This window comes from Pseudomonas sp. GW823-FHT05G12 (genome assembly GCF_058795575.1).
Genome location: NZ_CM179501.1, coordinates 3632239 through 3657619 on the forward strand (window position 1 = coordinate 3632239; position 25381 = coordinate 3657619).

At 63.6% G+C, this 25381-nt stretch carries 23 protein-coding genes; 8 read left to right on the forward strand and 15 right to left on the reverse strand.

Annotated features, from left to right (window positions below; all coding sequences use genetic code 11):
* The first annotated feature begins 1 nt into the window (after nt 1).
* A complete protein-coding gene (locus AC3RCM_RS16495; RefSeq protein WP_492629030.1) occupies nt 2–670 on the forward strand; it encodes a class I SAM-dependent methyltransferase in 669 nt (222 codons plus the stop codon).
* 68 nt (nt 671–738) lie between these two features.
* Here AC3RCM_RS16495 and quiC read toward each other — a convergent pair whose 3' ends face one another.
* A complete protein-coding gene (gene quiC / locus AC3RCM_RS16500) occupies nt 739–2646 on the reverse strand; it encodes a 3-dehydroshikimate dehydratase QuiC (protein WP_003250790.1) in 1908 nt (635 codons plus the stop codon).
* Between the two features lie 289 nt (nt 2647–2935).
* Here quiC and AC3RCM_RS16505 point away from each other — a divergent pair, with 289 nt between their 5' ends.
* Nucleotides 2936–4309 (forward strand): MFS transporter, encoded by a 1374-nt coding sequence (locus AC3RCM_RS16505; protein ID WP_014860854.1) that lies wholly within the window; start codon nt 2936–2938, stop codon nt 4307–4309.
* 113 nt (nt 4310–4422) lie between these two features.
* Here AC3RCM_RS16505 and AC3RCM_RS16510 read toward each other — a convergent pair whose 3' ends face one another.
* The 5 genes from AC3RCM_RS16510 to AC3RCM_RS16530 form a co-directional block, all read right to left on the reverse strand.
* A complete protein-coding gene (locus AC3RCM_RS16510) occupies nt 4423–5835 on the reverse strand; it encodes a DOPA decarboxylase (protein ID WP_064490789.1) in 1413 nt (470 codons plus the stop codon).
* A gap of 149 nt (nt 5836–5984) precedes the next feature.
* Entirely contained in the window at nt 5985–6929 is a 945-nt protein-coding gene (locus AC3RCM_RS16515) for a LysR family transcriptional regulator (RefSeq protein WP_014860856.1), read from the reverse strand.
* A gap of 137 nt (nt 6930–7066) precedes the next feature.
* Nucleotides 7067–7780 (reverse strand): YebC/PmpR family DNA-binding transcriptional regulator, encoded by a 714-nt coding sequence (locus AC3RCM_RS16520; RefSeq protein WP_004575404.1) that lies wholly within the window; start codon nt 7778–7780, stop codon nt 7067–7069.
* Nucleotides 7781–7877: 97 nt separating this feature from the next.
* Nucleotides 7878–9269, reverse strand: a complete 1392-nt coding sequence (locus AC3RCM_RS16525; RefSeq protein ID WP_104887407.1) for an FAD-dependent oxidoreductase — start codon at nt 9267–9269, stop codon at nt 7878–7880.
* Between the two features lie 14 nt (nt 9270–9283).
* On the reverse strand, nt 9284–10600 hold the full coding sequence (locus tag AC3RCM_RS16530; protein WP_010953477.1) for an MFS transporter: 1317 nt from the start codon (nt 10598–10600) through the stop codon (nt 9284–9286).
* Nucleotides 10601–10843: 243 nt separating this feature from the next.
* On the opposite strand from AC3RCM_RS16530, the gene AC3RCM_RS16535 reads away from it, so the two are divergent.
* Nucleotides 10844–11713: a LysR substrate-binding domain-containing protein gene (locus AC3RCM_RS16535; protein WP_064490792.1), complete on the forward strand. Its 870-nt coding sequence runs from the start codon at nt 10844–10846 to the stop codon at nt 11711–11713.
* A gap of 157 nt (nt 11714–11870) precedes the next feature.
* Nucleotides 11871–12242 carry a DUF2784 domain-containing protein gene (locus tag AC3RCM_RS16540; protein ID WP_064490793.1) on the forward strand — a complete coding sequence of 124 codons (372 nt, stop codon included), beginning with the start codon at nt 11871–11873 and terminating at the stop codon, nt 12240–12242.
* Here the strand turns inward: AC3RCM_RS16540 and tam are convergent.
* A complete protein-coding gene (gene tam, locus AC3RCM_RS16545; RefSeq protein ID WP_019438830.1) occupies nt 12232–13008 on the reverse strand; it encodes a trans-aconitate 2-methyltransferase in 777 nt (258 codons plus the stop codon). The two genes, AC3RCM_RS16540 and tam, sit on opposite strands and share 11 nt — an antisense overlap.
* A gap of 114 nt (nt 13009–13122) precedes the next feature.
* On the opposite strand from tam, the gene AC3RCM_RS16550 reads away from it, so the two are divergent.
* Nucleotides 13123–13302 carry a hypothetical protein gene (locus AC3RCM_RS16550; protein ID WP_004575401.1) on the forward strand — a complete coding sequence of 60 codons (180 nt, stop codon included), beginning with the start codon at nt 13123–13125 and terminating at the stop codon, nt 13300–13302.
* Between the two features lie 3 nt (nt 13303–13305).
* Here AC3RCM_RS16550 and AC3RCM_RS16555 read toward each other — a convergent pair whose 3' ends face one another.
* Entirely contained in the window at nt 13306–14718 is a 1413-nt protein-coding gene (locus tag AC3RCM_RS16555; protein WP_004575400.1) for an amino acid permease, read from the reverse strand.
* Between the two features lie 324 nt (nt 14719–15042).
* On the opposite strand from AC3RCM_RS16555, the gene AC3RCM_RS16560 reads away from it, so the two are divergent.
* Nucleotides 15043–16467 (forward strand): aminotransferase-like domain-containing protein, encoded by a 1425-nt coding sequence (locus AC3RCM_RS16560; protein ID WP_064490794.1) that lies wholly within the window; start codon nt 15043–15045, stop codon nt 16465–16467.
* A 116-nt stretch (nt 16468–16583) separates the two neighbouring features.
* On the opposite strand, the gene AC3RCM_RS16565 is transcribed toward AC3RCM_RS16560, so the two are convergent.
* From AC3RCM_RS16565 to AC3RCM_RS16575, 3 genes are read right to left on the reverse strand one after another with little or no spacing between them, the layout of a single operon-like run.
* Nucleotides 16584–17606: a histone deacetylase family protein gene (locus AC3RCM_RS16565; protein ID WP_064490795.1), complete on the reverse strand. Its 1023-nt coding sequence runs from the start codon at nt 17604–17606 to the stop codon at nt 16584–16586.
* A complete protein-coding gene (locus AC3RCM_RS16570) occupies nt 17606–18847 on the reverse strand; it encodes a Zn-dependent hydrolase (RefSeq protein WP_064490796.1) in 1242 nt (413 codons plus the stop codon). Before AC3RCM_RS16570 ends, AC3RCM_RS16565 begins: the two co-directional genes overlap by 1 nt.
* 26 nt (nt 18848–18873) lie before the next feature.
* Nucleotides 18874–20178 (reverse strand): MFS transporter, encoded by a 1305-nt coding sequence (locus AC3RCM_RS16575; protein WP_064490797.1) that lies wholly within the window; start codon nt 20176–20178, stop codon nt 18874–18876.
* A gap of 273 nt (nt 20179–20451) precedes the next feature.
* Between AC3RCM_RS16575 and AC3RCM_RS16580 the strand changes: the two genes are divergently transcribed.
* Together AC3RCM_RS16580 and AC3RCM_RS16585 are read left to right on the forward strand one after the other, a co-directional pair.
* Nucleotides 20452–21360: a LysR family transcriptional regulator gene (locus tag AC3RCM_RS16580; protein WP_014591500.1), complete on the forward strand. Its 909-nt coding sequence runs from the start codon at nt 20452–20454 to the stop codon at nt 21358–21360.
* 211 nt (nt 21361–21571) lie between these two features.
* On the forward strand, nt 21572–22126 hold the full coding sequence (locus AC3RCM_RS16585; RefSeq protein WP_492629693.1) for a WYL domain-containing protein: 555 nt from the start codon (nt 21572–21574) through the stop codon (nt 22124–22126).
* 11 nt (nt 22127–22137) lie between these two features.
* Here AC3RCM_RS16585 and AC3RCM_RS16590 read toward each other — a convergent pair whose 3' ends face one another.
* From AC3RCM_RS16590 to AC3RCM_RS16605, 4 genes are all read right to left on the reverse strand, one after another.
* Nucleotides 22138–22914: an SDR family oxidoreductase gene (locus AC3RCM_RS16590; protein ID WP_010953470.1), complete on the reverse strand. Its 777-nt coding sequence runs from the start codon at nt 22912–22914 to the stop codon at nt 22138–22140.
* Between the two features lie 167 nt (nt 22915–23081).
* The gene (locus tag AC3RCM_RS16595) at nt 23082–24008 is read right to left on the reverse strand and encodes a LysR family transcriptional regulator (protein WP_020189917.1); all 927 of its coding nucleotides are present in this window, start codon (nt 24006–24008) and stop codon (nt 23082–23084) included.
* 126 nt (nt 24009–24134) lie between these two features.
* Nucleotides 24135–24857 carry a hypothetical protein gene (locus AC3RCM_RS16600; RefSeq protein ID WP_064490798.1) on the reverse strand — a complete coding sequence of 241 codons (723 nt, stop codon included), beginning with the start codon at nt 24855–24857 and terminating at the stop codon, nt 24135–24137.
* Between the two features lie 79 nt (nt 24858–24936).
* Nucleotides 24937–25239 (reverse strand): DUF3077 domain-containing protein, encoded by a 303-nt coding sequence (locus AC3RCM_RS16605; RefSeq protein WP_104887406.1) that lies wholly within the window; start codon nt 25237–25239, stop codon nt 24937–24939.
* Nucleotides 25240–25381: the final 142 nt, after the last annotated feature.

The window sequence follows — 25381 nt, forward strand, 5'->3', positions numbered from 1 at the left end:
CATGCGCAACCCTGAAGACGCCTTGCTCGACAGTTGGCACCATAACGCCCAAGTCTGGATCGACACCGTACGCAACAGCGCCATCGAGAGCCGTCGCCAGGTCACTGACCAGGCCATCCTGCTGGCCATCCTTGGCCGCCAGCCCGAACGGGTGCTCGACCTGGGCTGCGGTGAGGGCTGGCTGCTGCGCGCGCTGGCCGACCGGGGTATCGAGGCCGTGGGCGTCGACGGCGACAGAACGCTGGTGGATGCAGCGCGAGCTGCGGGCGCGGGTGAGGTGCACCTGGCCAGCTATGCGCAGTTGGCTGAGGCGAAGGTGCATGTTGGCAAGGACTATGACCTGATCTGCGCCAACTTCGCGCTGTTGCACCAGGACATCATTGAACTGTTGTCGGCCATGCGTGCTTTGCTGGTACCCGGCGGTGCGCTGGTGATCCAGACCCTGCACCCGTGGAGCGTGGCCGATGGGGATTATCAGGATGGCTGGCGAGAGGAGTCTTTTGCCGGGTTTGCCGGGGATTGGCAACCGATGCCTTGGTATTTCCGCACCCTGGCCAGCTGGCTGAATGCGCTGGACATGGCGGGGTTGAGGCTGGTCAGCCTGCAGGAACCGCAGCATCCGCAGAGCGCGGTGCCGCAGTCGTTGTTGATGGTGGCTGAGCGTCACTGAATCGGGCCGTAACGATCCTGTGGAAGCAGGGTTCACCCCGCTCCCACAAGACAGGCCGGTGCAGGCGACTACAGCACCGGCTTGCGCGCCGCTCCGCTACGGGCCTTGGCCATGGCTGCCAGGCGCACCGCAACGTTGGCAGCGCCGTAACCAGCGTACCCCGCCTTGCGCTGAATGATCTCGAAGAAGAAACGCTCCTCGAACGGCTCGGTATAGACGTGGAACAGCTCGCCACCTTGAGCATCGCGGTCATACAGCACGTTGTAGTACGCCAACTCACTGAGGAACTCGTCGTCGAAATCGAAACGCGCCGCCAGGTCGTCGTAGTAGTTCAGCGGGATTTCCAGCAGCGGTACCCCTGCCAGCTTGGCCCGCGCCACTTCGCGGAAGATGTCGTCACAATCGAAAGCGATGTGATGCACGCCCGAACCACGGTAGCTTGACAGCGCATGGGCGATGGCGGTGTTGCGGTTTTCCGAGATGTTCAGCGGCAGGCGCAAGGTGCCGCACTGGCTGCGCAGGGCGCGGCTCTTGACCAGGCCATACGGGTCGGGCAACACCACTTCGTCGTCGGCGGCGAAGTCGAACAAGCTCTTGTAGAACAGCACCCAGCTGTCCAGCGACTCGGCCGGCAGGGCCAGGGCCATGTGGTCGATGCGGCGTAGGCCGCCGGTAGCGGTTGCGTTGTTGTCCAGGCTGAAGTCGGTGTCGTACAGGGTGTGGCCGGCAGTGCCCTGCTCCACCAGGTACAGCAGGCTGCCATCGGGCGCACGCACCGCCGGCACTTCGCATTCGTTGGGGCCGACCAGGCCGCGGAACGGCTGGCCACGGAAGGCGGTGGCCCGCTTCAGGGCCGCTTGCTGGTCCTTGACCCGCAGCGCAGTGGCGCACAGCGATGGGCCATGGGCCTCGAAGAAGTTGTGGCCAAAGGAATACGGTTCAGCGTTCAGCACAATGTTGATATCACCCTGGCGCAGCAGTTGCACTTCTTTGCTGCGGTGCTTGCCGGCTTCGGCAAAGCCCAGGCGCTTCAGCCAGTTGCCCAGGCGCGCGCCGACGGCTTCGTCGACCGCGAACTCCAGGAACTCCACGCCGTCATAAGCACTGGCTGGCGGCGGGGAGAACAGCACGCCAGGTTCGATCGGCGTGTTTTCCTGCTCCAGGCGCAAGCGGGTCTGCTCTTCGAGGTACAGCAGCGAACGCAAGCCGTCGGCGGCATTCTGCCGGGTCGGTGCGGCGCGGAAGCCATCGTTGAAGATTTCCAGCGACAGCGGGCCACGGTAACCCGTGGCGAGGATCGGCGCCAGGAAACCGGCCATGTCCATTTCGCCCTGCCCTGGGAAGCAGCGAAAGTGGCGGCTCCACTCCAGCACATCCATGGCCAGGATCGGCGCATCGGCCATTTGCACGAAGAAAATCTTGTCGCCGGGGATGTCGCGGATCGCGCTGGGGTCACCTTTGAGCGACAAGGTGTGGAAGCTGTCGAGGATCACCCCGAGTGCCGGGTGGTCGGCCTGGCGCACCAGGTTCCACACTTGCTGGTAAGTGTTGACGTGGCGGCCCCAGGCCAGCGCTTCGTAACCAATGCGCAGACCACGCTTGCCGGCATGTTCGCCCAGCAGGCGCAGGTCGTCGACCAACAGTTGCTCGTCACCCAGGGCATCGGCCTGGACGTTGCTGCACACCAGCACCAGGTCGGTACCCAGCTCCTGCATCAGGTCGAACTTGCGTTCGGCGCGGTCGAGGTTTTTCTGCAGGCGGTCACGGCGGCAGCCTTCAAAGTCGCGGAAAGGCTGGAACAAGGTGATGGCAATGCCCAGGTCGGCGCACATCTGGCGCACCTGGCGCGGGCTGCCAGCGTAATAGAGCAGATCGTTCTCGAAGATCTCGACGCCGTCAAAACCGGCGGCGGCGATGGCTTCGAGCTTTTCCGGCAGAGTGCCGCTCAAGGACACGGTAGCGATCGAACGCTGCATGGCGGGAGTTCCTTGTTGTTGGAGGAATACGGTGCCATTCGGGCAAACAACCCCTGTCACAGTTTATGGCACGATCGATTATTCGCAGGTAAAGTCGTCGCTTCAATCTCTTTGTACGGAATGGTTAGTTTTGCGTTCGATTATCGCACAAAACCCGTTTTAGCGAATTGCTAGACCGCGGGCCCGTGGTCAACATGGACCACAGACGCAGGCACACCGACCGTTGCCTCCTGCCTTGGCATAACCTCTGGCGGAACCTGCGCAAACAACAATAACAACGGAGACAACGATGGCTCACTCCAGCTCGCAAGCAAAGAAAGCGACCGCCAGTGGATGGATAGGCTCGGCACTCGAGTACTACGACTTCTTCATCTACGCCCAGGCCGCTGCGCTGATTTTCCCGCAGATTTTCTTCCCTAACACCGACCCGAAAATGGCCATCATTGCCTCGTTGGCCACCTATGGCGTGGGCTACCTGGCACGCCCGATCGGCGCCTTCGTACTGGGCCACTGGGGTGATACCCGCGGTCGCAAGAACGTCCTGCTGCTGTGCATGTTCCTGATGGGCCTGTCGACCATGGCTGTCGGCCTGCTACCCACCTACCACGACATCGGCTACCTCGCACCGGCCTTGCTGGTGGTGTTGCGCCTGATCCAGGGCTTTGCCGTGGCCGGGGAAATTTCCGGTGCCAGCTCGATGATCATGGAGCACGCGCCGTTTGGCCGAAGAGGCTACTACGCCAGTTTCACCCTGCAAGGTGTGCAAGCGGGCCAGGTCCTGGCGGCGGCGGTATTCCTGCCACTGGCTTACTTCATGCCCAGCGAAGCCTTTACCGAATGGGGCTGGCGCATTCCGTTCCTGATGAGCGCCATCGTGCTGATTGCCGGCTTCATCATCCGTAAGGAAGTGCACGAAACCCCGGCGTTCGTTCAAGAAGAGAAACAGGACAAGGTTGCCAAGTCGCCCATCAGCGAGGCCTTCCGCCACAGCTGGAAGCACATGGTGCTGGTGATGTTCATGGCCCTGATGAACGTGATCCCGGTCGTGGCCACCATCTTCGGTGCGGCCTACGCGGTTCAGCCGGCGTATGGCATCGGCTTCGACAAGAGCGTGTACCTGTGGATTCCGGTGGTCGGCAACATCGTCGCGGTGCTGGTGATCCCGTTCGTGGGCAACCTGTCGGACAAGATCGGCCGTCGCCCGACCATGATCGCCGGCTGCCTGGGCTCTGGCCTGCTGGCCTTCGTCTACCTGTATGCGATCAGCATCCAGAACGTGCCAATGGCGTTCGCCGCCTCGATCGTCATGTGGGGCATGGTCTACCAGGGTTACAACGCGGTGTTCCCAAGCTTCTACCCAGAGCTGTTCCACACCCGCTACCGCGTTACGGCCATGGCCATCGCGCAGAACATCGGCACCATGCTGACCGCCATGCTGCCTGCGCTGTTCGCAATGGTTGCCCCACCCGGCTCGGACAACATTCCGCTGGTAGTCGGTGGGCTGGCCTTCTTCATCACCGGCGTGTGCGCCCTGGCGGCCTACATTGCCCCGGAAACCCACCGCCTGGCGATGGACGACCTGGGCAACCCGGACGCCAAGCCGATGGAAAAGGCAGCCTATGAAGCCAGCCGTAAAGGTAGCTTTCAGGCGGTGAGCCACTGATAGATTGCAGGGGCTGCTTTGCAGCCCCTTCGCGGGCAAGCCCGCTCACACAGGTACCGTACAGGCTTAAGCCCTGATGCGATGCTGTGAGAGCGGGCTTGCCCGCGAAGGCTTCAGCCTTTGATCACGTCCTGCAGACGTGCCCACAGCCGCTGCACATCCTCCCGCTCGGTCGGCAGCGCACCGATCGAAACCCGCACCATCCACCGCCCGTCCAGTGTAGCCGGCGTCACATAAGCATCGCCGGATGCATTCAGCCGCTCGGCCCAGCCCTTGGTATGCGCATCCAGCGCCTCCCCTTCAAGCCCCGCCGGTCGATGGCGAATGCACAAGGTCTGCAGCGGTACTGGCGCCAGCACTTCCCACTCCGCCGCCGCCTCGACCTGCCCCGCCAGCCACTGGGCATTATCCAGGTCACGCCGCAGCCGCGCCTGCAATGCGTCGACACCCTCGCTGCGCAACATGAACCACAGCTTCAACGCACGGAACCGACGGCCCAGCGGTATCCCCCAGTCGCGCAGGTTCTTCACCTCGCCATCCACTGCCGACTGCAGGTAGCTGGGATTGGTGCTCATCACCCGGATCAGGTGCTGCGGATCGCGCACGTAGTAGATCGAGCAATCGAAGGCCACACCCAGCCATTTGTGCGCGTTGACCACCACCGAGTCGGCCAGCTCGATGCCGTTCCACATCCAGCGGCACTCGGGCAGGATCATCGCCGAACCGGCCATGGCCGAGTCAACGTGCAACCACAGCCCATTGGCCTGGGCGATTTCGCCCACCGCGCGCAGCGGGTCGAGGGCAGTGGTCGTCGTGGTGCCGGTGGTGGCAACCACGGCGCACGGCTGGTTGCCGGCAGCCAGGTCCTGTTCGATCGCCGCCTGCAGTGCCTCTGGGCGCAGGGCATAGCGTTCGTCGGTGGGAATCAGGCGGATATTGTCGCGGCCAAAACCTGCCAGCAGTGCAGCCTTGTCCACCGAGCTGTGGGCGTGGGCGCTGACATACACGATCAAAGGCTTGGGCTCGGCCTGCAGGCCACCACGTACCAGGGCGTAGTCAGTGGCGCGTTCACGGGCACTGATCAGCGCCACCAGGGTGCTGGTCGAGGCAGTGTCCTGGATCACCCCACTCCACTGGGCAGACAGGCCAAGCAACTGGCGCAGCCAGTCGAGGGTGGTTTCTTCCAGTTCGCTCAGGGCCGGGCTGGATTGCCATGACAGGCCCAGCACGCCCAGACCAGTACTGAGGAAGTCCCCCAGCACCGAGGACAGGGTGCCATTGGAAGGGAAATAGCCATAGAAATCCGGGTGCTGCCAATGGGACAGGCCGGGCATGACCAGGTTATTGACGTCGTCGAGAATGGCCGCGAAAGGTTCGCCTTGTTGAGGGGCAGTTGCGGGCAAGGCGGCCTTGAGATAGCCAGGTTCGACCTGGGCCATGACCGGGCGTTCGCCCACGGTCTGGCGGTAGTCGGCGATCAGGTCGATCAGTTGGTGGCCGTACTGGCGGAATTGTTCGGGGGTCACGCTAGCTCTCCTGGGGGTTATCCATTGCCTGTGCTGGCCCTTTCGCGGGTAAACCCGCGCCTACAGCCGCGAAGAAACCGCACAATCAACACAATGCCCCAGTCTAGGCACCTATCCCCAGCCGAATAACCCCGCTTCACGCATAGCTGCTATGGCGAACCCGCATGCCCGCCCTGCACCCCGAACTGCGACTGGCGCCACAACTCGAATACCCGGTTACGCAACCAGCGGTGCTCGGCCGAGGCCTGCAGGCGCTGGTGCCACACGACCCAGTACCGCTGGCTGTGGTCAATGAAGCCCAGTGGCCGCCAGGCCAGGTGATGTAAACGGCACAACTGCCGGGCAATATGCTCGGGGACCGTGGCCACTGCCTGACTGTTGGCAATCACTTGTACCGTGGCGCAGAAAAACGGCACTTCCAGGCTGACCCGCCGCTGCAGGCCTTGTGCACGCAAGTGCCGGTCGATGAAGCTGTCCTTGTCGCCACCGCCCGAAATGCGCACATGCTTGTACGCCAGGTAGTCGGCCTGGCTGAGCGCGGCCTGCGCGGCCAGCGGGTGATCCTGGCGCATCAGGCATACCGCGCGGTCCTCACCCAACAGCCGTCCGTGCAGGTTGGGCGGCGACTCGTCGAACAAGGTGGTCGCCAGGTCGATTTCTCCGCTGGCCAGCAAGGCGTACTGGCCGGCCTGCCAGGTGCGGTACTCCAGCGACACACCTGGCGCTTCGCGCTCCAGCGCCGCCACCAGCAGCGGCAGCATGTGCTCGGCCACATAGTCCGAAGCGGCCAGGCAGAACCGCCGCTCGCAACGCGCCGGGTCGAAGATGGCGGGCTGGCGCAGCGCGTGCAGTTCTTCGAGCACCTGGCGCAAAGGCTCGACCAAGGCTTCGGCGTGTTCGCTAAGCACATAACCACGCCCTTGGCGCACCAGCAACGGATCATCGAAAGCTTCACGCAGGTGGGCCAGCTGCCGGCTCAGGGCCGATTGGCTGACACCCAGGCGCTCGGCCGCGTGGCTGAGGTTTTTAAGCTGCAACAGGTGGTCGAGGGTGCGCAGGTGGGCGAGGCTTAGGGAGGCGAAGGTGGGGTTCATGCAGGCTCCCTGCGGTGGAATTCAAGGGCCCTCTCGCGGGCAAGCCCGCTCTCACAGGGTTCTCACACGGTTCAGCATCGTGAAAAACCTGCGGGAGCGGGCTTGCCCGCGAACAGGCCGCAACGCGGCCCCGACGATTACTCGGTCAGGCCAACATAGACGTTCTGCACGTCATCGTGCTCGTCGATCGCCTCGAGGAACGCTTCGACCTCGGCCAACGCTTCAGCACTCAGGCTGGCCGCGCTTACCGGGTTTTTAGGGGTGTAACCGATTTTCGCCGCAGTCACGGTGAAACCATGCTCTGGCAGGGCCTTCTGCACCGCGTCCAGGTCGGTGGTGTCGGTGATGAACAGGGTTGAGCCCTCTTCTTCACCTTCCTCGAAGTCCTGGGCACCGGCTTCGATCGCGGCCATTTCCGGATCAGCGTCAGCGCTCGCAGGCGTGGCTTCGATCAGGCCTACATGGTTGAAGTCCCACGCTACCGAACCGCTGGCACCCAACTGGCCCTTGCGGAACAGCACGCGGATCTGCGCGACGGTGCGGTTGATGTTGTCGGTCAGGCACTCGACGATCAGCGGCACCTGGTGCGGAGCGAAACCTTCATAGCTCACCGCATGGTATTGCACGGCATCACCGTCCAGGCCTGCACCCTTGCGGATTGCCCGATCCAGGGTCTCGCGGGTCATCGAAGCCTTCTTGGCTTGCACGATGGCCAGGCGCAGGCGCGGGTTCATGTCGGGATCGGCACCCGACTTGGCCGCGATCTGGATTTCCTTGGACAGCTTGCCCATGATCTTGCCTTTGGCATTGGCCGCTGTTTCTCTATGTTTGGCTTTCCACTGTGCGCCCATGTCGACTCTCTTGTTTCAGCGGCCGGTTCAGGAAGCGACCGGCCAAAAGTGGGTGCATTTTATACGCCCTCGAGCATGGGATCGACAAGAAATCTCATCAGCCTTTATCGGCCTTGCCCGCCGCTGCGGCAAACCGCGCCAACCGCACGTCCAGCCTTCGCGGGCGCACACCACGATCTTCGGCCTGCTCCTTGCGGCGGATGGCATTGCGCACCATCAGCGAGCCCAGGTAGCGGATCGGCTCGGGCGGGAACAGCCCCAGCGGCCCTTTGACCAGCGGCGACCGGGTCCACGGGTTGTCCAGCCCCAGCGCCAGCGACGAAAGAATCTGCCCGCCCATGTGGCACGGGCCAACACCGCTGCCGGAGTAACCAAAGCCGTAGAACACGTTGCCCTGCCCGTCCAACCGACCAAAGAACGGCAGGCCGGTTACTGATCGATCGGACGGCCCGTTCCAGCTGGCCGCCAGTGGCACCTCGGCCAAGGCCGGGAAAAAGCCGCCAAGGCTTTCGCGCAGCAACCGCCGATACGGCGACGGCTGGTCGAATACCGGCAACATGCGCCCGCCATAGGCAAACGTGTTGCCGCCCTTGCCAAGCATCAGCCGGCCATCGGAGGTGTTGTGGTAGTAGTGCACGAAAATACGCGAGTCGAGCACGCTGATCCCGCTGTCCAGGCCGATCTGGCGCAGCAGCTCGGGGCACGGTTCGGTAATGACCATGTCGCTGGAAACGATCGCCACACTGCGCTCGAACTGCGGGAAGACGCGGGCCATCCAGGCATTGAGGCCCAGCACTACACGGTCGGCGCGCAGCGTGCCGTGGGCCGTGCGTACCTGCACCGGGGCGCCGTGCTCCAGGCCGGTCATGGCGGTGCCTTCGTAGAGGCGCACGCCGCGCTGCAAGGCCACCCGGCGCAGGCCGCGCACCAGTTTGCCCGGCTGCACGGTGGCGGCGGCCGGCGAGAACCAGCCTTCCAGGTGCCGTGCCGAACCGGCCAAGCGCTGCACCTGCTCCAGCGGCAAGCGGCGGAACGAGTTGACGCCCTTGTGCTCCAGCGCGGCGATCACCGCGTCGGTGGCACCGACCTGGGCTGCGTTGGTGGCCGTGTACAGCGTGCCGTCCAGGCGGAAGTCGCAGTCGATGCCATTGGCCGCGCAGAACACCCCGATGTCTGTGATGCTGCGCTCCGACTCGCGCACCAGCCGCACCGCCTCCGCCGCCCCGAACAGGCGTTCGAGGGTGAAGTACTTGGCCGACCAGGACAACGCACAGCCCCCATTGCGGCCGCTGGCACCGGCACCACAGATGTCGGCCTCGATCAGCACCACATCCAGGGCCGGTACCGCTTCCTTGAGCATCAGCGCCGTCCACAGGCCGGTGTACCCACCGCCGACAATGCACACATCGCAACGGGTATCGCCTTGCAGCGGCGGACATACCGCCTCCTGCGCCGAATCCAGGGCCTGTTGCAGCCAGAAGGGTCTCATTCGCTCGCTTTCCTTTAAGTACGCAGTGGCTTGATTGCCATGCTGGTGTTCGGTGCCACGTCGGTGCCTTGCGCGCTGCTGGCCGGGCGGCTGTTCCAGTGCGGCAGCAACACCAGCGCCGAGAACAGCGCGCAGCCCGCGAACACGATGAACACCGTGACGCCGTCGAAGTAACCCGGCAGCAGCCCACCCAGCACCGCGCCCACCGAGCCACAGCCGTTGACGAAACCTGCTGCGGTGGCACCGGCCTTGGCGGTGCCGAAGTCGATGGCTGCAGCGCCGCTGATCATCGAGTCCGGCCCGTACAGGGTAAGGCCCATGACGAACAGCAAGGCCACCACCAGCAGCACGCTGCCGGTGTTCATGGCCGCCATGAACGCCGCCAGTGTCACGGTCAGCAGCACCAGGCTGATCACGCAGGCCGGCATGCGCCGGGCGCCAAACAGTTTGTCGGAGGCCAGGCCGATCATGATCGGGCCAAGCAGCCCGGCCAGTTCGAAAGCAGTCGGGATGATTGCCGCGCCCACTTTGCCCACCGAGGGCATCTGCTCGAAGACGATCACAGGGCCCCACAGCAAGATGGCGTAGCGCGCCGGCTTCAGCAGGAAGTACGCCAGGCCCAGGGTCAACACCGTGCGGTTGCGCAGGATCTCCCGCAGGGGTGCCCACACGCTGCACAGGTTGTCGGCCGGGGCCATGCTTTGCGGCTCGGGCTCAACCGCCGGCAAGCCGACGTCCTCGGGTTTGTTGCGCTGCAGGAAGAAGAACAGCACCGCCACCAGCGCCACCACGACCGCGCTGGAGAAGAACGCCGCGTGCCAGGTGCCCACCAGGGTGTAGGCCCACCAGCCCGCGAACGGCGAGGCCACCAGGCCGCCGAAGGCATAGCAGGAACTCCACAGGCCCAGCACCCGCCCGCGCTGCGAAGCCGGGAAGAAGCTGCCGATGTTCTTGCACAAGCCGGCCCAGCCGGTGGATTGCGCCAGGCCCTGTACCAGCATGCAGGTGGCGAAGATCGGGAAGGTTGCGTAACTGCCCATCACCACTGCCGCCGCCGCAGAAATCAGCAACCCGCCCAGCACGACCACGCGCGGGCCGAAGCGGTCGGCAAGCATGCCCCAGGTGAATTGGCCCACGGCATAGGCGGCCAGGTAGATGGCATCCAGGTTGGCCATGGCGGCCTTGTCGAGCATGAAGCCTGGGTCTTCGGCGATGCCCAGCTTGGCCACCGAGAAGGCTTTGCGGGTGAAGTAGAAGGCGGCGTAAGCCAGCCAGGTGATGGCGAAAATCTGGATACGCCAGCGTTTGAACGCGGCTAGGGATTGATTCATGTAAGTCTGACCTCTTGCTCAAGTGTGCCGGCAGAATGTGAAGAAACGCCTGTCTTGTTCTTGTGTTACGCACAGCGATGACGAGGCTGTCATCGGGTCAGGTGGCGCCGTGTGAGCGCCATGGCCCTGGCGGCATTCGTGGTGCCAGCGTCGGGCTGAAATCCATGGAAACAGTTGCTGTAAGATAAATAAAATCGATTTATCGTATTACACACATAAGCCCAGCTTGTTACTGAGGTCGTCATGTCGGTGTCCCACGCTCAACTCAAGGCTTTCCACGCGGTGGCCGTGCACGGCAGCTTTACCCGCGCCGCCGAAAAGCTGTTTCTTACCCAGCCTGCGGTGTCCGATCAGGTACGCAAACTGGAGGAGCGCTTCGGCGTATTGCTGTTCCACCGCAACAAACGCTCGGTGCAGCTCACCGACCTTGGCGAGCGGCTGCTGGGCATCAGCCAGCGCCTGTTCGCCTGCGAGGCCGAGGCACAAGAGCTGCTGCACGACTCGCGTGCGCTGCACACCGGCAGCCTAGTGCTGGCAGTGGATGCGCCGGTGCACGTGCTGCCGCAGATCGCCCGCTTCTGCCAGCGCTATCCAGGCATCCAGGTGAAGATCGAAACCGGCAATACCGACGAATCGCTGGCGCGGCTGTTCAGCTATCAGGCCGACCTGGCCCTGCTGGGGCGCGATGTCGACGATGAGCGCCTGCATTGCCTGCCGCTGCGTCGTGACCCGATGGTGGCGTTCGTTTCCCACCACCACCCATGGGCCAGCCGTGGCTCGATCAGCCTGGCCGACCTGGACGACACGCCACTGGTGCTGCGCGAGCCCGGCTCGGTGACGCGGCAGACGCTGGAGGAAGAGATGCAACGTGCCGGCCTGCGGATACGCGCAGCGATCCAGGTGGAAGGCCGGGAGGCGGCGCGTGAAGCGGTGGTGGTAGGGATTGGCGTGGGCGTGGTGTCGGCGGCGGAGTTCGGTGCCGATGCGCGGGTGTGTGCATTGCCGATCGTCGATTGCCAGCGGCATTTGACCGAGACCCTGGTGTGCCTGAGCGAGCAGCGTACGCGCCGGGTGGTGGCGACTTTCCTGCAGATGGTCGAGGAAGGAGTCTAGGCCTGTGCTGGCCTTTTCGCGGGCTCGCCCGCTCCCACAGGTCCTGCGCGGCATCCGGAATCTGTGGTGATGCCGTGGGAGCGGGCGACCCTGCGAAGGGGCCAGATCAGGCAACCCGACTATGCTGGGATAACTCCAATCCCCGGGCACCCAACCCATGCTCTACCGCCTTGCCGCCGACACCCTGGTGCTGCTGCACCTGGCCTTCATCCTGCTGGTGCTGTTCGGCGGGCTGCTGGTGCTGCGCTGGCGCCCTGCCCTGTTGCTGCACCTGCCGGTCCTGGCCTGGGGCCTGGCGGTGGAGTGCCTGCACCTGGGCTGCCCGCTCACCATCTGGGAAAACCGCATGCGCAATGCCGCCGGTGACGCAGGTTACCAGGGCAGCTTCGTCGAGCACTACGTCTGGCCACTGATCTACCCCACCGGCCTGACCCCGCAGATCCAGCTGCTGCTGGGCACTTTCGTGCTGGCGCTGAACCTCGGCATCTACAGCTACGTGGCCTGGCGCTGGCGCCGCCCTAGCGGGTAGCGATCACGAACAACCGCGGGAAGGGCAACAGGACCTTGCCATCAGAGGCTGGCGGATAATCGCGCTGCATGGCCTGCAGGTACATCTGCAGGAAGTCGGCCTGCTCCTGCTCATCAAGCCTGGCCAGATAAGGCCGCAACGCCGAGCCCTTGAACCATTCCACTACCGCTTCGGCGCCCCCCACCAACGGGTGATGATAGGTGGTGCGCCACACGTCCACCCGCGCGCACAGCGGGCTGAGCAAGTCGTAGTAGAACGCCGCGTTGTGCCGTGGCGGCAGCTGCAAGTCGGCGAACTTCGCCGCCCAGGGGCCTTGGCTTGCGATCTCGCGCAACTGCCGGTGGGCCGGTTCGTCAAGATTGTCCGGGGTCTGCACGGCCAGGCTGGCGCCTTCGCTGAGCTGGCGCACCAGGTGCGGATACAGCAAGGCGTGGTCAGGTACCCATTGCAGCGAGGCATTGGCCAGGATCAGGTCCTGCGGCTCGGGGGCAGTCCAGCCGGCAATGTCGGCAATGACCGTGCGCACACGCGGGATGCACAGCCGCTTGCGCTCACGGGCCTTGTCGATCATGTCCGGGTCGCTGTCCAATGCCGTCACCTGGGCATCGGGGTAACGTTGCAGCAGCACTTCGGTCGAGTTGCCGGGGCCGCACCCCAGGTCGGTGGCGTGGCGCACCGGCCGTGGCGGGATGGCGGCAATCAGGTCGCGTACGGCGCGTGTGCGTTCGTCTTCGAACAGGGAATACTGGTTGGCGGACCAGGCCATGTGCGGCTCCTTTGGGCGGACTATGTGCCTAGCATATGCCATCTGTCGCCCGGCGGGACGGTTGCGAACGGAATACCCCGGAACTGATCACCTATGCTTGAAGTCAGTCCTTGCATGCGCACGCCCGTGAAGACCTACATCGCCCTCGCCATCCTGGCCCTGATCGCTGCGGCCGCCCTGCTCGGTTCACCGTGGATGAACCAGCGTTTCCACATGCCCGCAGAAAAAGCCCAGGCCCAACAACGCGAAACGGCCGGGTCCCCAAGGGAGCCGGCCGTTTCCAGACGCGAGTGACGCTTAGTGCTGCTTGCTACCAGAGCGGATCTGGTGCACCACACCCATCGCCACCACGACCGCCGCAGCGATACCGGTGGAAATGACCAGAATCTGGTAGTCAGGCATGAAGGCCATGGTGACCAGGGCAGCCACGATGAACGCGATCACCAGGTAGGTCAGCCACGGGAACAGCCACATCTTCAGGCGTACTTCCTTGCCCTCGGCAATCAGCTTGCGGCGCATGCGCAGCTGCGAGAAGGCGATGACCAGGTACACCAGCAGGGCGATCATGCCGGTGGTGTTCATCAGGGTGTCCAGCACGTCTTTCGGGCGCAGGGTCTCGCTGAAGTTGATCAATGCACATACCACGGCCACGGCGCACGAACCCATGATCGCGTACACCGGTACACCGGTACCGGCGCGGGTGATCTTGAAGAACGAAGGCGCGTCGCCACGCTGGGCCAGGGAGAACAGCATGCGCGAAGCGGTGTAGTGGCCAGAGATCAGGCAGCTGCTCACGGAAGTCAGCACCACGAAGTTCATCAACAGCTCGGCATACGGCACGCCCAGCAGCTCCAGGGTACGGCGATAAGCGCCATAGCCAGAAACACCCAGGTGCGGGTCGTTCCACGGTACCAGGCAGACGATCAGGAAGATCGAGCCGACGTAGAACAGGCACACACGCCAGACCACCGAGTTGGTCGCCTTGACGATCTGCGCAGCCGGGTCCTTGGCTTCGGAGGCCGCGATGGTAACGATTTCGGCGCCGAGGAAGGCGAACATCACCCCGAGCAAGGCACCGATCACAGTGGTGATGCCATTGGGCATGAAGCCTTCGGCGGTGAGGTGGCTGATGCCACGCACTTCACCGAACTGCCAGATGTTCATCACGGCAGCCGTACACACGATCAGGAAGCAGACGATCGCAATCACCTTGATCAAGGCGAACCAGAACTCGAACTCACCGTAGTGCTTGACGTTGAAGAAGTTGACGGTGATCAGCAACAGGGTCGTGGCCAGCACGAACACGTTGACGCTGACGTCGGGGAAGAAGCCATGCAGGATCTTGCCCGCCACATAGGCTTCCCAGGCCATGAGGATGACCCAGTACCACCAGTACAGCCAGCCAATGGTGAAACCGGCCCAACGGCCAATGGCGCGGTCGGCGTAGGTTGAGAACGAGCCGGTGTCAGGCGAGGAAGTCGCCATTTCACCCAGCATGCGCATGATCAGCACCACCAGGATGCCGCCTGCCAGGTAGGCCAGGACAGCGGCTGGGCCGGCGCTGTGGATCACGCTGCCGGAACCGACGAACAAGGCGCCGCCGATAACCCCGGCGATCGACATCATCGTCAGGTGGCGCGACTTCAGCGAGGCACTGAGCTTGCTCTCGTGCCCGCTTTTCGCGGTGGTGGTTGTGGATGTTGCGTCCATCAGTTGTGTACCCCGTGCTTCTTTTTATCCAAGGAAAACTGTGAAACCCCGATGGCTGGCGATTTCACCTGTACATCAGTGCTAATGCGGGCAGGATGGTGTGAATTACACACGCAGGCCTTCCATGGCGGCCTGCTGACGCGCCCCAGGGCGACTGCCTGAGGCGAACTGAACATGCTTTATGTGGCGATATCCGACACCTAATGTAAAAATGTCCGACGCAGAGAGCCATGCACAGTGGCATGAATCTCGCACTGCACTGTATAGGTCGCCCATGCAGTACACCCTGCAGACGCCAGGCGATACGCACCCTGAAGGCCCCGAATGTTCGAATTACATCCAGACTCCTCAACCCCGCTGGTCAACCAGATCATCGATGGGCTGCGCGAGCTGATCGACAACCAAACCCTCAAGCCAGGCGCCAAGGTCCCGTCGATTCGCGCCTTTGCCGCAAGCTATTCGGTGAGTACCTTCACCGTGGTCGAGGCCTACGACCGCCTGGTCGCCCAAGGGCTGCTGGTGAGCCGTGGCAATGCGGGGTTCTTCGTCAACCGTGCGGCGGGCGAACTGCTGGAGCAGCACAACACCGAGGCCGACACCAGTCGACCAACGTTCAACTCCGAGTGGTACCTGCAGCAGATTTTCGAAATCCGCCAGTTGCCGTACAAACCGGGGTGCGGCTGGCTGCCCAACGACTGGATGTACGAAGACGGCCTGCGCCGCGGCCTGCGCCAGGTGGCCGGCAGCCCGCTGGAGTTGTCGGGGTACGGCGACCCCATGGGCTTGATGGAGCTGCGTGCGCTGACCGCCCAGAACCTGCAACAAGAGCTGTCGATCGTCGCCAACCCGGCACAGCTGATGCTCACCCACGGCGCCAGCCAGGCGCTGGACCTGGCCGCACGCACACTGGTGCGCCCAGGCGATGTGGTGCTGGTGGACGACCCCGGCTACCCGAACCTCATGAGCATCCTGCGCACCCAAGGCGCAACCCTGGTAGGCGTGCCACGTACACCGGCCGGCTACGACCTGAACCAGCTGGAGCAACTGCTCACCCAGCACCGCCCGACGGCGTTCTTCACCCAGCCGCACCTGCACAGCCCGACGTGCTCGCGCACCCCGCTGCCGCAGTTGCACCGCCTGCTGCAGCTTGCCAGCCAGCATGGCTTCCGCCTGGTGGAGAACAACCTGTACGCCGACATGGTCGCCGAGCCGCAGCCATGCCTGGCCAGCCTCGACCATCTGCAGCAGGTGGTGTACGTGGGCAGCTATTCCAAGAGCATTTCGCCCAACGTGCGGGTCGGCTACATGCTGGCCAACCCCGAGCTGATGCAAAAACTGCTGCACCTGAAGATGCGCTCAGGCCTGACCACCTCACAGGTGATGGAGCGCGTGGTGTATGCGGCGATCATCGACGGGCGCTGGCGCAAGCACCTCAAGCGCCTGCGCCAGCGCCTGGCCGAGGCGCATCAGGAAGTTGGCCGGCATCTGCATCGATTGGGCTTCGAACTGTTCACCGAATCGGATGAAGGCATGTACATCTGGACCCGCCACCCGGCGATTCCCGACAGTGCCGCGTTGCTGGACGATGCGCTGGAGAAAGGCATCATGCTAGGCCCTGGGCAGTTGTTCATGGTCGACGCCAAGGCGACCGGGTGGATGCGGTTCAACGTGGCGTTCAGTACGGACCCGGCGATGTGGGAGTTGTTGGAGAAGGTGTTGGTGAAGCACGTGCGACGGGGTGGGATGTAGGGGGTGTCGACCCCTATCGATGGCGGGCAAAAACTCGAAAGCTGCAAAGCGCCCATGGGAATGGGTTCACACGCGAAAAGGCCGGCAGCCAAACCACCGATGCCGGCCTCTGGCACTTATCGCCAGTCCGCCTGTTCAGCAAAGAACGCCTGCGCATTCACCTCCAGGCTCTCCAGGTGATAGCCCCCCTCCTGGACAATCAGGCAAGGCAAGCGCAACGCCCGAATTCGCTCACCCAACGCAGCGAACCCTTCAGTGGTCACAGCCACCTTGCTCTGCGGGTCCAGTTCGTAGATATCGAACCCCAGCGACAGCACCAGTACCTCGGCACGAAAGTCCGTCACTGCAGCCAGCGCAACCTCCAGCTGCCCCATGAAGTCCGCCTCGCTCGCCCCATGCGCCATCGGCAGGTTGAGGTTGTAACCCTCCCCCTCCCCCCTGCCACGCTCGTCCGCGAACCCGGCCACGCCCGGGTAGAAGTTGGTCGGGTCGCCATGGGTCGACACATACAGCACATCACGGCGATCGTAGAAGATCTCCTGAATTCCTTGTCCATGATGCATGTCGGTATCGAGGATCGCTACACGGTTGTAGCGGCTGCGCAGGGCCTGGGCGGCCACGGCGGCGTTGTTGATGTAGCAGAAGCCGCCAGCGGCATCGAACCGCGCATGGTGCCCCGGTGGTCGGCACAAGGCATAGGCGGCGGGCTCCCCGTCGAGGATGGCCTTGGCCGCTGCAACCGCGCTTTGCGCCGACCAATAGGCCGAGTGCCAGGTGTGTTCGCCCACCGGGCAGCTACCGTCTGCCAGGTAGCGGCCGGCCTGGGCGAGGATGCCGCGAAGAGCGTTGGGCTCACGCACGAAAATGTTGGACATGACCTCGTCACCCCAGTCTTCGGGCACTTCTTTCCAACGTGCATGGGCCTCTTCGAGAAAGGCCAGGTAGGCCTCACCATGCACGGCCTTTAGCGGTTCAAGGCCGGCATCGTCGGGCTGGCGGATGTCGAAACCCAGGTCTTTGGCCGCCTTCAGCAGGCGCTGGGCGCGCTCGGGGACTTCCTGCGGGGTGCGCATGGCGCCGCGCGAGTAGTAACTGCGTGGGTGGTGCAGCAGTTGTTCGGGGTGGAAGTAGCAACGCATCAGCCTTCTCCTTGTTCGACACGGCCCGCACGGGCCAACACGGCGTTCAGCAGCACATCGGCACCCTGTCGGGCATCGTCGGGTAATACGTCTTCGGCTTCGTTGTGGCTCAGGCCGCCGACGCAGGGGATGAACACCATGGCCGTCGGGCAGTATCGGGCCAGCAGGATGGCATCGTGACCGGCACCGCTGACGATTGATTGCTGGGCGTAGCCCAGTTCGTCCACCGCCTGCTGCACGGCAGCCACACATGCAGGGTCGAACGGCGTGGCCGGGCTGACCCAGTGGCGTTCGATGCGTACCTGCAGGCCGCGCTGGCTGGCAATGGTTTGCAGCTTCAGGCTCAGGTCGCGCTCCATGGCTTCGATGGCTTCATCGCAGTGGTGGCGCAAGTCGACCGTAAAGCGCAGCAGGCCAGGAATGGTGTTGCGCGAGGACTTGGCAATCGACAACTCGCCCACAGTGGTCAGCCCTTCGGGTGCGAAGTCCGCTGCCAACTGCTCGACCGCCTGGATCATCCGCGCCGCGCCATACAGGGCATCCTTGCGCAGGGGCATCGGTGTCGTACCCGCGTGAGCCGCCATGCCTTCGACCGTGACGTCCAGCCAGCGAATCGCTTGCCCGCCGCTGACGACACCAATGGCCTTGGCGTTGTCTTCAAGGATCGGACCTTGCTCAATATGCGCTTCGAAATAGGCATCCACCGGGCCACCTAAAGGGCGCTGGCCGGCGAAGCCCGTTCGCTGCAGTTCGTCGGCGACGCTGAGGCCATCGGCATCGCGGATAGCCAGCGCTTCGGCCAGCGCGAGGCTGCCGGTGAACACTGCCGAGCCAAACATGGCCGGCGTGAAGCGCGCGCCCTCCTCGTTCGTCCACACGGCAATTTCCAGCGGCTTGCGAGTGTGGATGTTCAGCTCGTTGAGGCGGCGCACCACTTCAAGCCCGGCCAGCACGCCATAGACACCGTCGAAACGACCGCCTTCGGGCTGAGTGTCGAGATGGCTGCCCATCATTACCGGTGCGGCATTCGGGTCACTACCTGGACGACGGGCGAACAGGTTGCCTATGGCATCCACCGTCAGCGTCAGGCCGGCTTCGCGGCACCAGTGGCTGAACAGTTCACGGCCCGCCTTGTCCTCGTCGCTGAGCGCCAGGCGGCAGCTACCGCCGCGGGCGGTGGCGCCGATTTCGGCCATGGCTATCAGGCTCGCCCACAGGCGTTCGCCATTGCTTTTCAACATGTGCGGGTACTCCAGAGTCAATCGGATCAGGCCAGTTCCAGGTGCTGGCTACGGGCGTACTGGCGCGCCAGGGCAAGCACGCAGACCAGCGAAAGGGTGGCGATGAAGGTGTAGAACACTGCCATCGGCCACCACTGGCCACTAAAGGTGTGGGCCAACCAGGTGCCGATCAGCGGGGTCAGGCCGCCGGCAAGGGCGCCGCAGATCTGGTAAGCCAGGGAAATGGCGGTGTAGCGCACGCGGGTTTCGAACATGCCACTGACGTAGCCGGCGATCACCGCGTAGAAAGAGGCCATGCAGGCAGCGGCCAAGGCGATGCCTAGCACAATCAGGGGCCCGTGGCCCGAGCTCACCAGCACAAACATCGGGTAGGGCGAGGCCATCGCCAGCAAGGCGACCAGGGCCAGGAAGCGAGTTGCACCGATCTTCTCCGACAGCCAGGCCGCCAGGGGCTGCACACAGAACTGGATGATCGCCACGAAGAACAGGCATTCCAGAATCAACGAGCGCTCCAGGTGCAATTGCTGGGTGGTGTAACTGATCATGAAGGTATTGGTGAAGTAGACCCCGGCAATGCCCAGGGTATTGGCGCCGATACACAGCAACAGCGGGCGCCAGGCGGTGCGCAGCACCTCGAGGGCCGGAGCCTGCTCCTTGCACCTGGCCTTTTCTGCCTGCTCGCGGCTGGCCATGAACTCGGGCGACTCATTCACGCCCAGGCGAATAGCCAGCCCCACCAGTAGCAGCAGTGCGCTGGCCAGGAACGGCACGCGCCAGCCCCAGCTCATCAGCGCCTCTTCAGGCAGACGGGTGACCGCACCAAACGCCAGCAGCGACAGGATAAGGCCCGCCGGGCTACCCAACTGGGCGAACGACGCGAAGAAGTTGCGGCGGCCCTTGGGCGCATGCTCGCCGGCCATCAGTACCGCCCCGCCCCACTCGCCGCCCACGGCAATCCCCTGGACGATGCGCAGCAGGATCAACAGCACCGGCGCGGCCGCGCCGATTTGTGCGTAAGTCGGCAGCAGGCCGATGCAGACAGTGACGATGCCCATCATCAGCAGGGTGATGACCAACGACTTCTTGCGACCGATACGGTCGCCCACGTGACCGAAGATGATGCCGCCAAGCGGCCGGGCGAAGAAGCCCACGGCGAAGGTACCGAACGCGGCCATGGTGCTGAACAGGCTGTCGTCGGAGGGGAAGAACAAGGCACCGAAGACGAGCGCGGCGGCGGTGGCGTAGATGTAGAAATCGTACCACTCGATCATGGTGCCGATGAATGCGGCGGCGGCGGCACGACGCGGTTGAGCGGAAGCGGTCGGCTTCATGGGGGCTCCTTTGCTTGTTGTTCTGGCAGGAGTTGCAAGGGTCACGGGGCGCTCTGCTGGCGCTTGGTCTGTTGACTCGATGGTGCCTTTTCAGCGGGACAACCCGCTTCCACAGCGTCTGCGCGATCACTGCAGGCGGGGATTCACCCGCGAAGAGGGGCAACGTCGATGCAACAGGTTTCGATGACTGCGATTTATCGGCCGGAGGCTATGATTAGTCAATTTTCTATTTATTATGCGCACTATTAGCCATGCTTATCATCGAGCCCTGCCATGCCTGACCGTTTGCTCAACGACCGCCTCGACTGGAACCTGCTGCGCACCTTCCGGGTCATCGGCCAGGAGCTGTCCATCAGCCGTGCCGCCGCCCGCCTGCACCTCACCCAGCCGGCAGTGAGTCAGGCGCTCAAACGCCTTGAAGAGCAGCTTGGCCGCCAGCTCATTGCCCGTCGCGGACCGCGCTTCGTATTGACAGAAATGGGCGAGCAGCTGTTCCAGCTGGCTGGCGAGGTGTACGGGCAGATGTCGCAGATCGGCGGCTTGCTGGAGCAACCGGCGGACGAGCTGGTGGGCAAAGTGCGCCTGCTGATGATCAGTCGCATCGTCAGCGAACGTTTCGATGACTTCCTGGCCAACTTCCATCGCCAGCACCCAAGGGTCGAGCTGGAAATCGACGTGATGCGCAGCTCCGATATCGTCGCCGCCCTACAGGAGAAAACCGCTACAGCGGGCCTCAGCCTCAACCGGCGTGCACAGCCACGGCTGGAGCAGCGGCTGTTTCTGCGCCAACGATATGCATTCTTCTGTGGCAAGCACCATGCCTTGTTCGGCCAGGCCGAAGGCGATTTACAGCGGGAGAACTTTGTCAGTTTCACCAGCGACCAAATTGGCGGCATGTTGTCGCCGCTGACCATTTTCCGCGACCAACAAGGGTTTGCCGGACGCATAGTGGCGTCATCGCCAAGCCTTGAAGAAGTGCGCCGACTGGTGATTGCCGGGTTTGGCATCGGCTGCCTGCCCGAACATGTGGTGGCACCGGATGTTGACGCGGGCTTGCTTTGGAAGCTGTCGCCGCACGAAGGGATTGCCGATGTGGACATTCACCTGCTGTGGAACAGAGAGCAGCGATTCAGCCGGGCGGAGGAGATGTTTATCGAGGCGTTGCAGCGGGTCATCACCTGACGCGCTGAGCCGCTCGATAGACCGCTCAGCATTCGCGCTTGCCAACTGATTACCACTACCACAACGACACGCTCGTCGTTGACTTGGCGGCGGACCACTTGACCGAGGCCTTACGCCACAACTTGGATCCCATCTTGTGACGGGGTATGCTAGGCAATAGCTAAACGCCACTACCCAGGCAGGCTCGGTGCCTGCCTTCAAGGACGAGCCTTTGCCCAGCCACCCGACCCGCCACACCATCGCCCGCCAGTGGCAACTGCTCAAGTTGCTGCCCGGCCGCCACCCGGGAATGAGCTCCACCCAGTTGCAGGCTGCCCTGACAACCGTGGGCCATACCACCAGCAAACGCACGGTCGAGCGCGACCTGGTCGAGCTCGCCGCACTGTTCCCCCTACAGTGCAACAGTAAAGGCATGCCTTATGGCTGGTACTGGCAACCGGGCTTGAGCCTGGGCGAAGCGCAGCAGCTGCAACCCGACGCACTTGCCCGACCGACACACGTCGTACTGTATGCCTGGGTCGATGACGCGCTGGCCCGCCGCCTGGAGCAATCCCCCCTGTCCGTCGATATGCAACTGACGCCGCAGGCTGGCGGCGGCGCAGCGCTGGTGGCCACCGTCGACGACAACCGCGCGCTGATGGGCTGGCTGCTGTCCCAGGCGGGGTCGATCCGCATCCAGGCGCCGCAGGCGCTGCGTGCGGCCATGATTGAACAATTGCGCCAGAGCCTGGCGCTGCATGAGGGCGAAGGCGGCTGCAAGCAATAGCGCCAACGGCGTCAGTAGGTTCCCGGATACGCCCCGCCATCGATCAGCAGGTTCTGCCCGGTGATGTACCCGGCATGCGCGCTGCACAGAAATGCGCAATACGCGCCAAACTCCGCGGCATCGCCAAAACGCGACGCCGGAATGGCTTTGCGCCGCGCCTGGGCAGTGACTTCCACATCACCACCCGCAGCCTTCAAGGTCTTTTGCAGGCGCGCCGTGTCGAACGCCCCAGGCAACAGGTTGTTGAGTGTCACATTGCAGCCCGCCAGACGCTGCTGCCGGGCCAGGCCGGCAATGAATCCGGTCAGGCCACTGCGGGCACCGTTGGATAAACCCAGCATGTCGATCGGTGCCTTCACCGCGCCGGAGGTGATGTTCACCACCCGGCCAAAACCACGCTCGGCCATGCCATCTACCACCGCCTTGATCAGCTCGATGGGCGTGAGCATGTTGGCGTCCAGCGCCTTCAGCCAGTCATCACGCCCCCAATCACGGAAGTCCCCCGGTGGCGGGCCACCGGCGTTGTTGACCAGAATGTCGACCTGCGGGCAGGCCGCCAACAGCGCCTGGCGCACCTTGGGATCGGCAACATCGCCTGCCACGGTATGGACCTCGATGCCCGGGCAGGCCCTGCGCAACTCGCTGGCGGTCTGCTCCAGGGTGGCTTGGGTACGGGCATTGATGACCAGGTTGACGCCTTCTTTGCCCAGCGCTTCGGCGCAGCCTTTGCCAAGGCCTTGGCTGGCCGCGCAGACGATGGCCCAGCGGCCGGTGATGCCTAGATCCATTGGTTTGCTCCTTGATGCAATCAGGGTGACAGGGTGACTGACAGGCGCTGCCGGGGCAATTTAGAGGACGGGACAGGGCCACCGATAATGAAAAGAACTGATCCACCGATAACCGCCGCTTATCCCTGCCAGCGCTTCGACAACGGACTGGAAATCAATGGGGACCGTCACACTTCACCCGCCGTCAGTTCCTCCACCAGCAATCGTGCCGCAGGCGATAACGGCGCCGCGACCCGGTGCACGATGCCGAACGGCTCGCTCAGCGCCCGTAGCGGCACCGCAAGCGACACCAGCAACCCGCGCTGCTCGGCAAAGGCCGCCACCGCACGGGGAATGACTGCCACCAACGTCGGGTCATCTTCAAGCAGCATGAAGGTGGCGAAGGTGGAAAAGGTCTCCAGTGGATACCGTGACACCTCCACCCCCGCCTCGCTCAACTCGCGTTCCAGCGCTTGGCGCATGGGCATGTTGGCCGGATAAACCACCCAGCGATAATGGCTAAGGTCGCTGATCTTGAGTGCCGCCGCCCCGGCCAGCGGATGCTGCGGATGCGCGACCACCGCCAACGGCTCCTGGGCCAGTTCGACAAAGCCATATTCCGCCGCGTTACGGCCCAGCCCTGGCCGGCAGATGGCCAGGTCCAGGCGCCCTTCGTCCAGCTGGGCGAGCAGGTTGGCGCTGGTATTCTCGGCGATTTCCACTGCCAGCTGCGGCTGTTTGCGGCGCAAGCGCCCGAGGGCGCTGACCAGTGTGGGCATAGCCCCCATGATACTGCCCACCGCCAGCCGCCCGCCCTGGCCTTGGACGATGCCCAACACCTCTTCGCGCAGATGCCCCAGGTCGCTGTGGATCAGCCGCGCGTAGCGCACCACGCAGCGGCCCACGTCGTTGGCAACCAGGCCGCTGGGCATTCGCTGGAACAACGGTACGCCCAGCACCTCCTCGACCTCGCGCAGGGCCTTGGTGGCACCGGGCTGGGAAATGGCCATGGCTTCAGCTGCCTTATGCAGCGAGCCACAGCGGTCCAGCTCGATCAGCAAGCGCAACTGGCGAAGGCGCAGGCGAGAAAAAATGGCGTCCAGAGAAGGGATCATCAGGCAGGCTCGGCAGGGGTTTCGTCATGCCGAGCACTATAGAGCGTCGTCTGCGGGGGCGTGTTGAGTTTTGCGCTAATGACCCTTGATTGCAGAACGAATGCACGCACCTTTCTGCAGGCTGTTTTACCGCGGCGCACGACGTGCCAGGCAGGCATAGGCCAAGGCCAGTACACTGGCCGCCAGTATGCCAAGCAGTATCATCAGCTCACGGCTGTAACGGGCTACCATGGCCGGAAAACCGATGACCTCGCGGTACACCTGCACATGGGCCTCACCGTCGGCGTGGCTGATACTGACCCCGCCATGGCGGATCTGCGAGTAGTCGGCATCGAAATACACCCACACCTTGCAGGTGCCACCTGGCTCGATGACCGGGATATCAACCTGGGCGATGGCGGTTTCCAGCAGCGTGTCGTTGCCGGCAGCATCGCGCACCTGCACCAGGCCCTTGGCTGGCAGGCGGACTTTCACCTGCCGGACCTGCGCATCACCACTGTTGTGCAGTTCGATCAGCAGGCCGGTACGGTGGTCCACAAGCCCGGCCTCGAAAGGCTTGGCGAACAGCTGGGCATAAGGGGCCTGTGCCATTTCGATGAGCCGCTCGACCTGATCATGGGCCAGCTGGCCTTGAACGATACCGTTGATTCGCCCCTGCAACTGCTCGTACTTGAGCTGCTCGCTGGCCTTGCTGATCCGCTCGCTGAACTGGCTGGGGTAAGTGAGGTAGGCATAGGTCAGTGACGCCTCAAGGCGCGGATTGCCCCTGAGCAACGCGTAGGCGGCCAACAGGACCATCAGGCCGATCAGCACGGCGACGAGTAGCTTCCCCACCTTGTCCCAGCTCAATGCATGCTTCCTTCAGTCGTGTTACAGACGATTAAAACCGCCCAAGGGTGCCAAGTTCGCGCCCCCCAGGCAAGCCTGGCTAGGCTTCGCCCCCGCCTTCGCGCGCCTGACGCATCTGCAGCAGCTGGCCGTCGATCAGTGACTTGGCCATCCCGGCCAGGTAGTGCGTGGCCTTCATCATCACCTGGCGGTCTTCAGGCCTGTCGATGGCCTTGCGGGTAATTTCGGTGATGCAGCCCATGATGCCCGAAGCTTCCATCAGTGCGGTGCGTATTGGCAGTTGCGGTTTCATTTGCACCAGTTCGGCATCGCTGTTGCCAAAGCGGCTCGCGGCTTGCACGACATAGGGCTTGCTGCTGTTTTTCGGCGTTTCGCTGTCCATGTCCATTCCTCAAGGTTAGGCGCTTGCCGAGGCTAGGCCGCCGCCTACCCCATTACAATGACAAAGGGGTGGAAAGGGTGACTTTAGGAAATGGACTACAAGAACCCTGTACAGGGAGCGCCAAGCCACCGCTCAGCCCCCT

Bases quoted from the DNA above. Each gene is read 5' to 3' on its own strand.
- AC3RCM_RS16575 (WP_064490797.1), bottom strand. From the start codon at position 20,178: ATGAAGCCGACCGCTTCCGCTCAACCGCGTCGTGCCGCCGCCGCCGCA.
- AC3RCM_RS16565 (WP_064490795.1), bottom strand. From the start codon at position 17,606: ATGCGTTGCTACTTCCACCCCGAACAACTGCTGCACCACCCACGCAGT.
- AC3RCM_RS16570 (WP_064490796.1), bottom strand. From the start codon at position 18,847: ATGTTGAAAAGCAATGGCGAACGCCTGTGGGCGAGCCTGATAGCCATG.
- AC3RCM_RS16530 (WP_010953477.1), bottom strand. From the start codon at position 10,600: ATGAATCAATCCCTAGCCGCGTTCAAACGCTGGCGTATCCAGATTTTC.
- AC3RCM_RS16550 (WP_004575401.1), top strand. From the start codon at position 13,123: ATGCGCACGCCCGTGAAGACCTACATCGCCCTCGCCATCCTGGCCCTG.
- AC3RCM_RS16555 (WP_004575400.1), bottom strand. From the start codon at position 14,718: ATGGACGCAACATCCACAACCACCACCGCGAAAAGCGGGCACGAGAGC.
- AC3RCM_RS16525 (WP_104887407.1), bottom strand. From the start codon at position 9,269: ATGAGACCCTTCTGGCTGCAACAGGCCCTGGATTCGGCGCAGGAGGCG.
- quiC (WP_003250790.1), bottom strand. From the start codon at position 2,646: ATGCAGCGTTCGATCGCTACCGTGTCCTTGAGCGGCACTCTGCCGGAA.
- AC3RCM_RS16595 (WP_020189917.1), bottom strand. From the start codon at position 24,008: ATGATCCCTTCTCTGGACGCCATTTTTTCTCGCCTGCGCCTTCGCCAG.
- AC3RCM_RS16580 (WP_014591500.1), top strand. From the start codon at position 20,452: ATGCCTGACCGTTTGCTCAACGACCGCCTCGACTGGAACCTGCTGCGC.
- AC3RCM_RS16515 (WP_014860856.1), bottom strand. From the start codon at position 6,929: ATGAACCCCACCTTCGCCTCCCTAAGCCTCGCCCACCTGCGCACCCTC.
- AC3RCM_RS16540 (WP_064490793.1), top strand. From the start codon at position 11,871: ATGCTCTACCGCCTTGCCGCCGACACCCTGGTGCTGCTGCACCTGGCC.
- AC3RCM_RS16590 (WP_010953470.1), bottom strand. From the start codon at position 22,914: ATGGATCTAGGCATCACCGGCCGCTGGGCCATCGTCTGCGCGGCCAGC.
- AC3RCM_RS16520 (WP_004575404.1), bottom strand. From the start codon at position 7,780: ATGGGCGCACAGTGGAAAGCCAAACATAGAGAAACAGCGGCCAATGCC.
- AC3RCM_RS16605 (WP_104887406.1), bottom strand. From the start codon at position 25,239: ATGGACAGCGAAACGCCGAAAAACAGCAGCAAGCCCTATGTCGTGCAA.
- AC3RCM_RS16505 (WP_014860854.1), top strand. From the start codon at position 2,936: ATGGCTCACTCCAGCTCGCAAGCAAAGAAAGCGACCGCCAGTGGATGG.
- AC3RCM_RS16560 (WP_064490794.1), top strand. From the start codon at position 15,043: ATGTTCGAATTACATCCAGACTCCTCAACCCCGCTGGTCAACCAGATC.
- AC3RCM_RS16535 (WP_064490792.1), top strand. From the start codon at position 10,844: ATGTCGGTGTCCCACGCTCAACTCAAGGCTTTCCACGCGGTGGCCGTG.
- AC3RCM_RS16495 (WP_492629030.1), top strand. From the start codon at position 2: ATGCGCAACCCTGAAGACGCCTTGCTCGACAGTTGGCACCATAACGCC.
- tam (WP_019438830.1), bottom strand. From the start codon at position 13,008: ATGGCCTGGTCCGCCAACCAGTATTCCCTGTTCGAAGACGAACGCACA.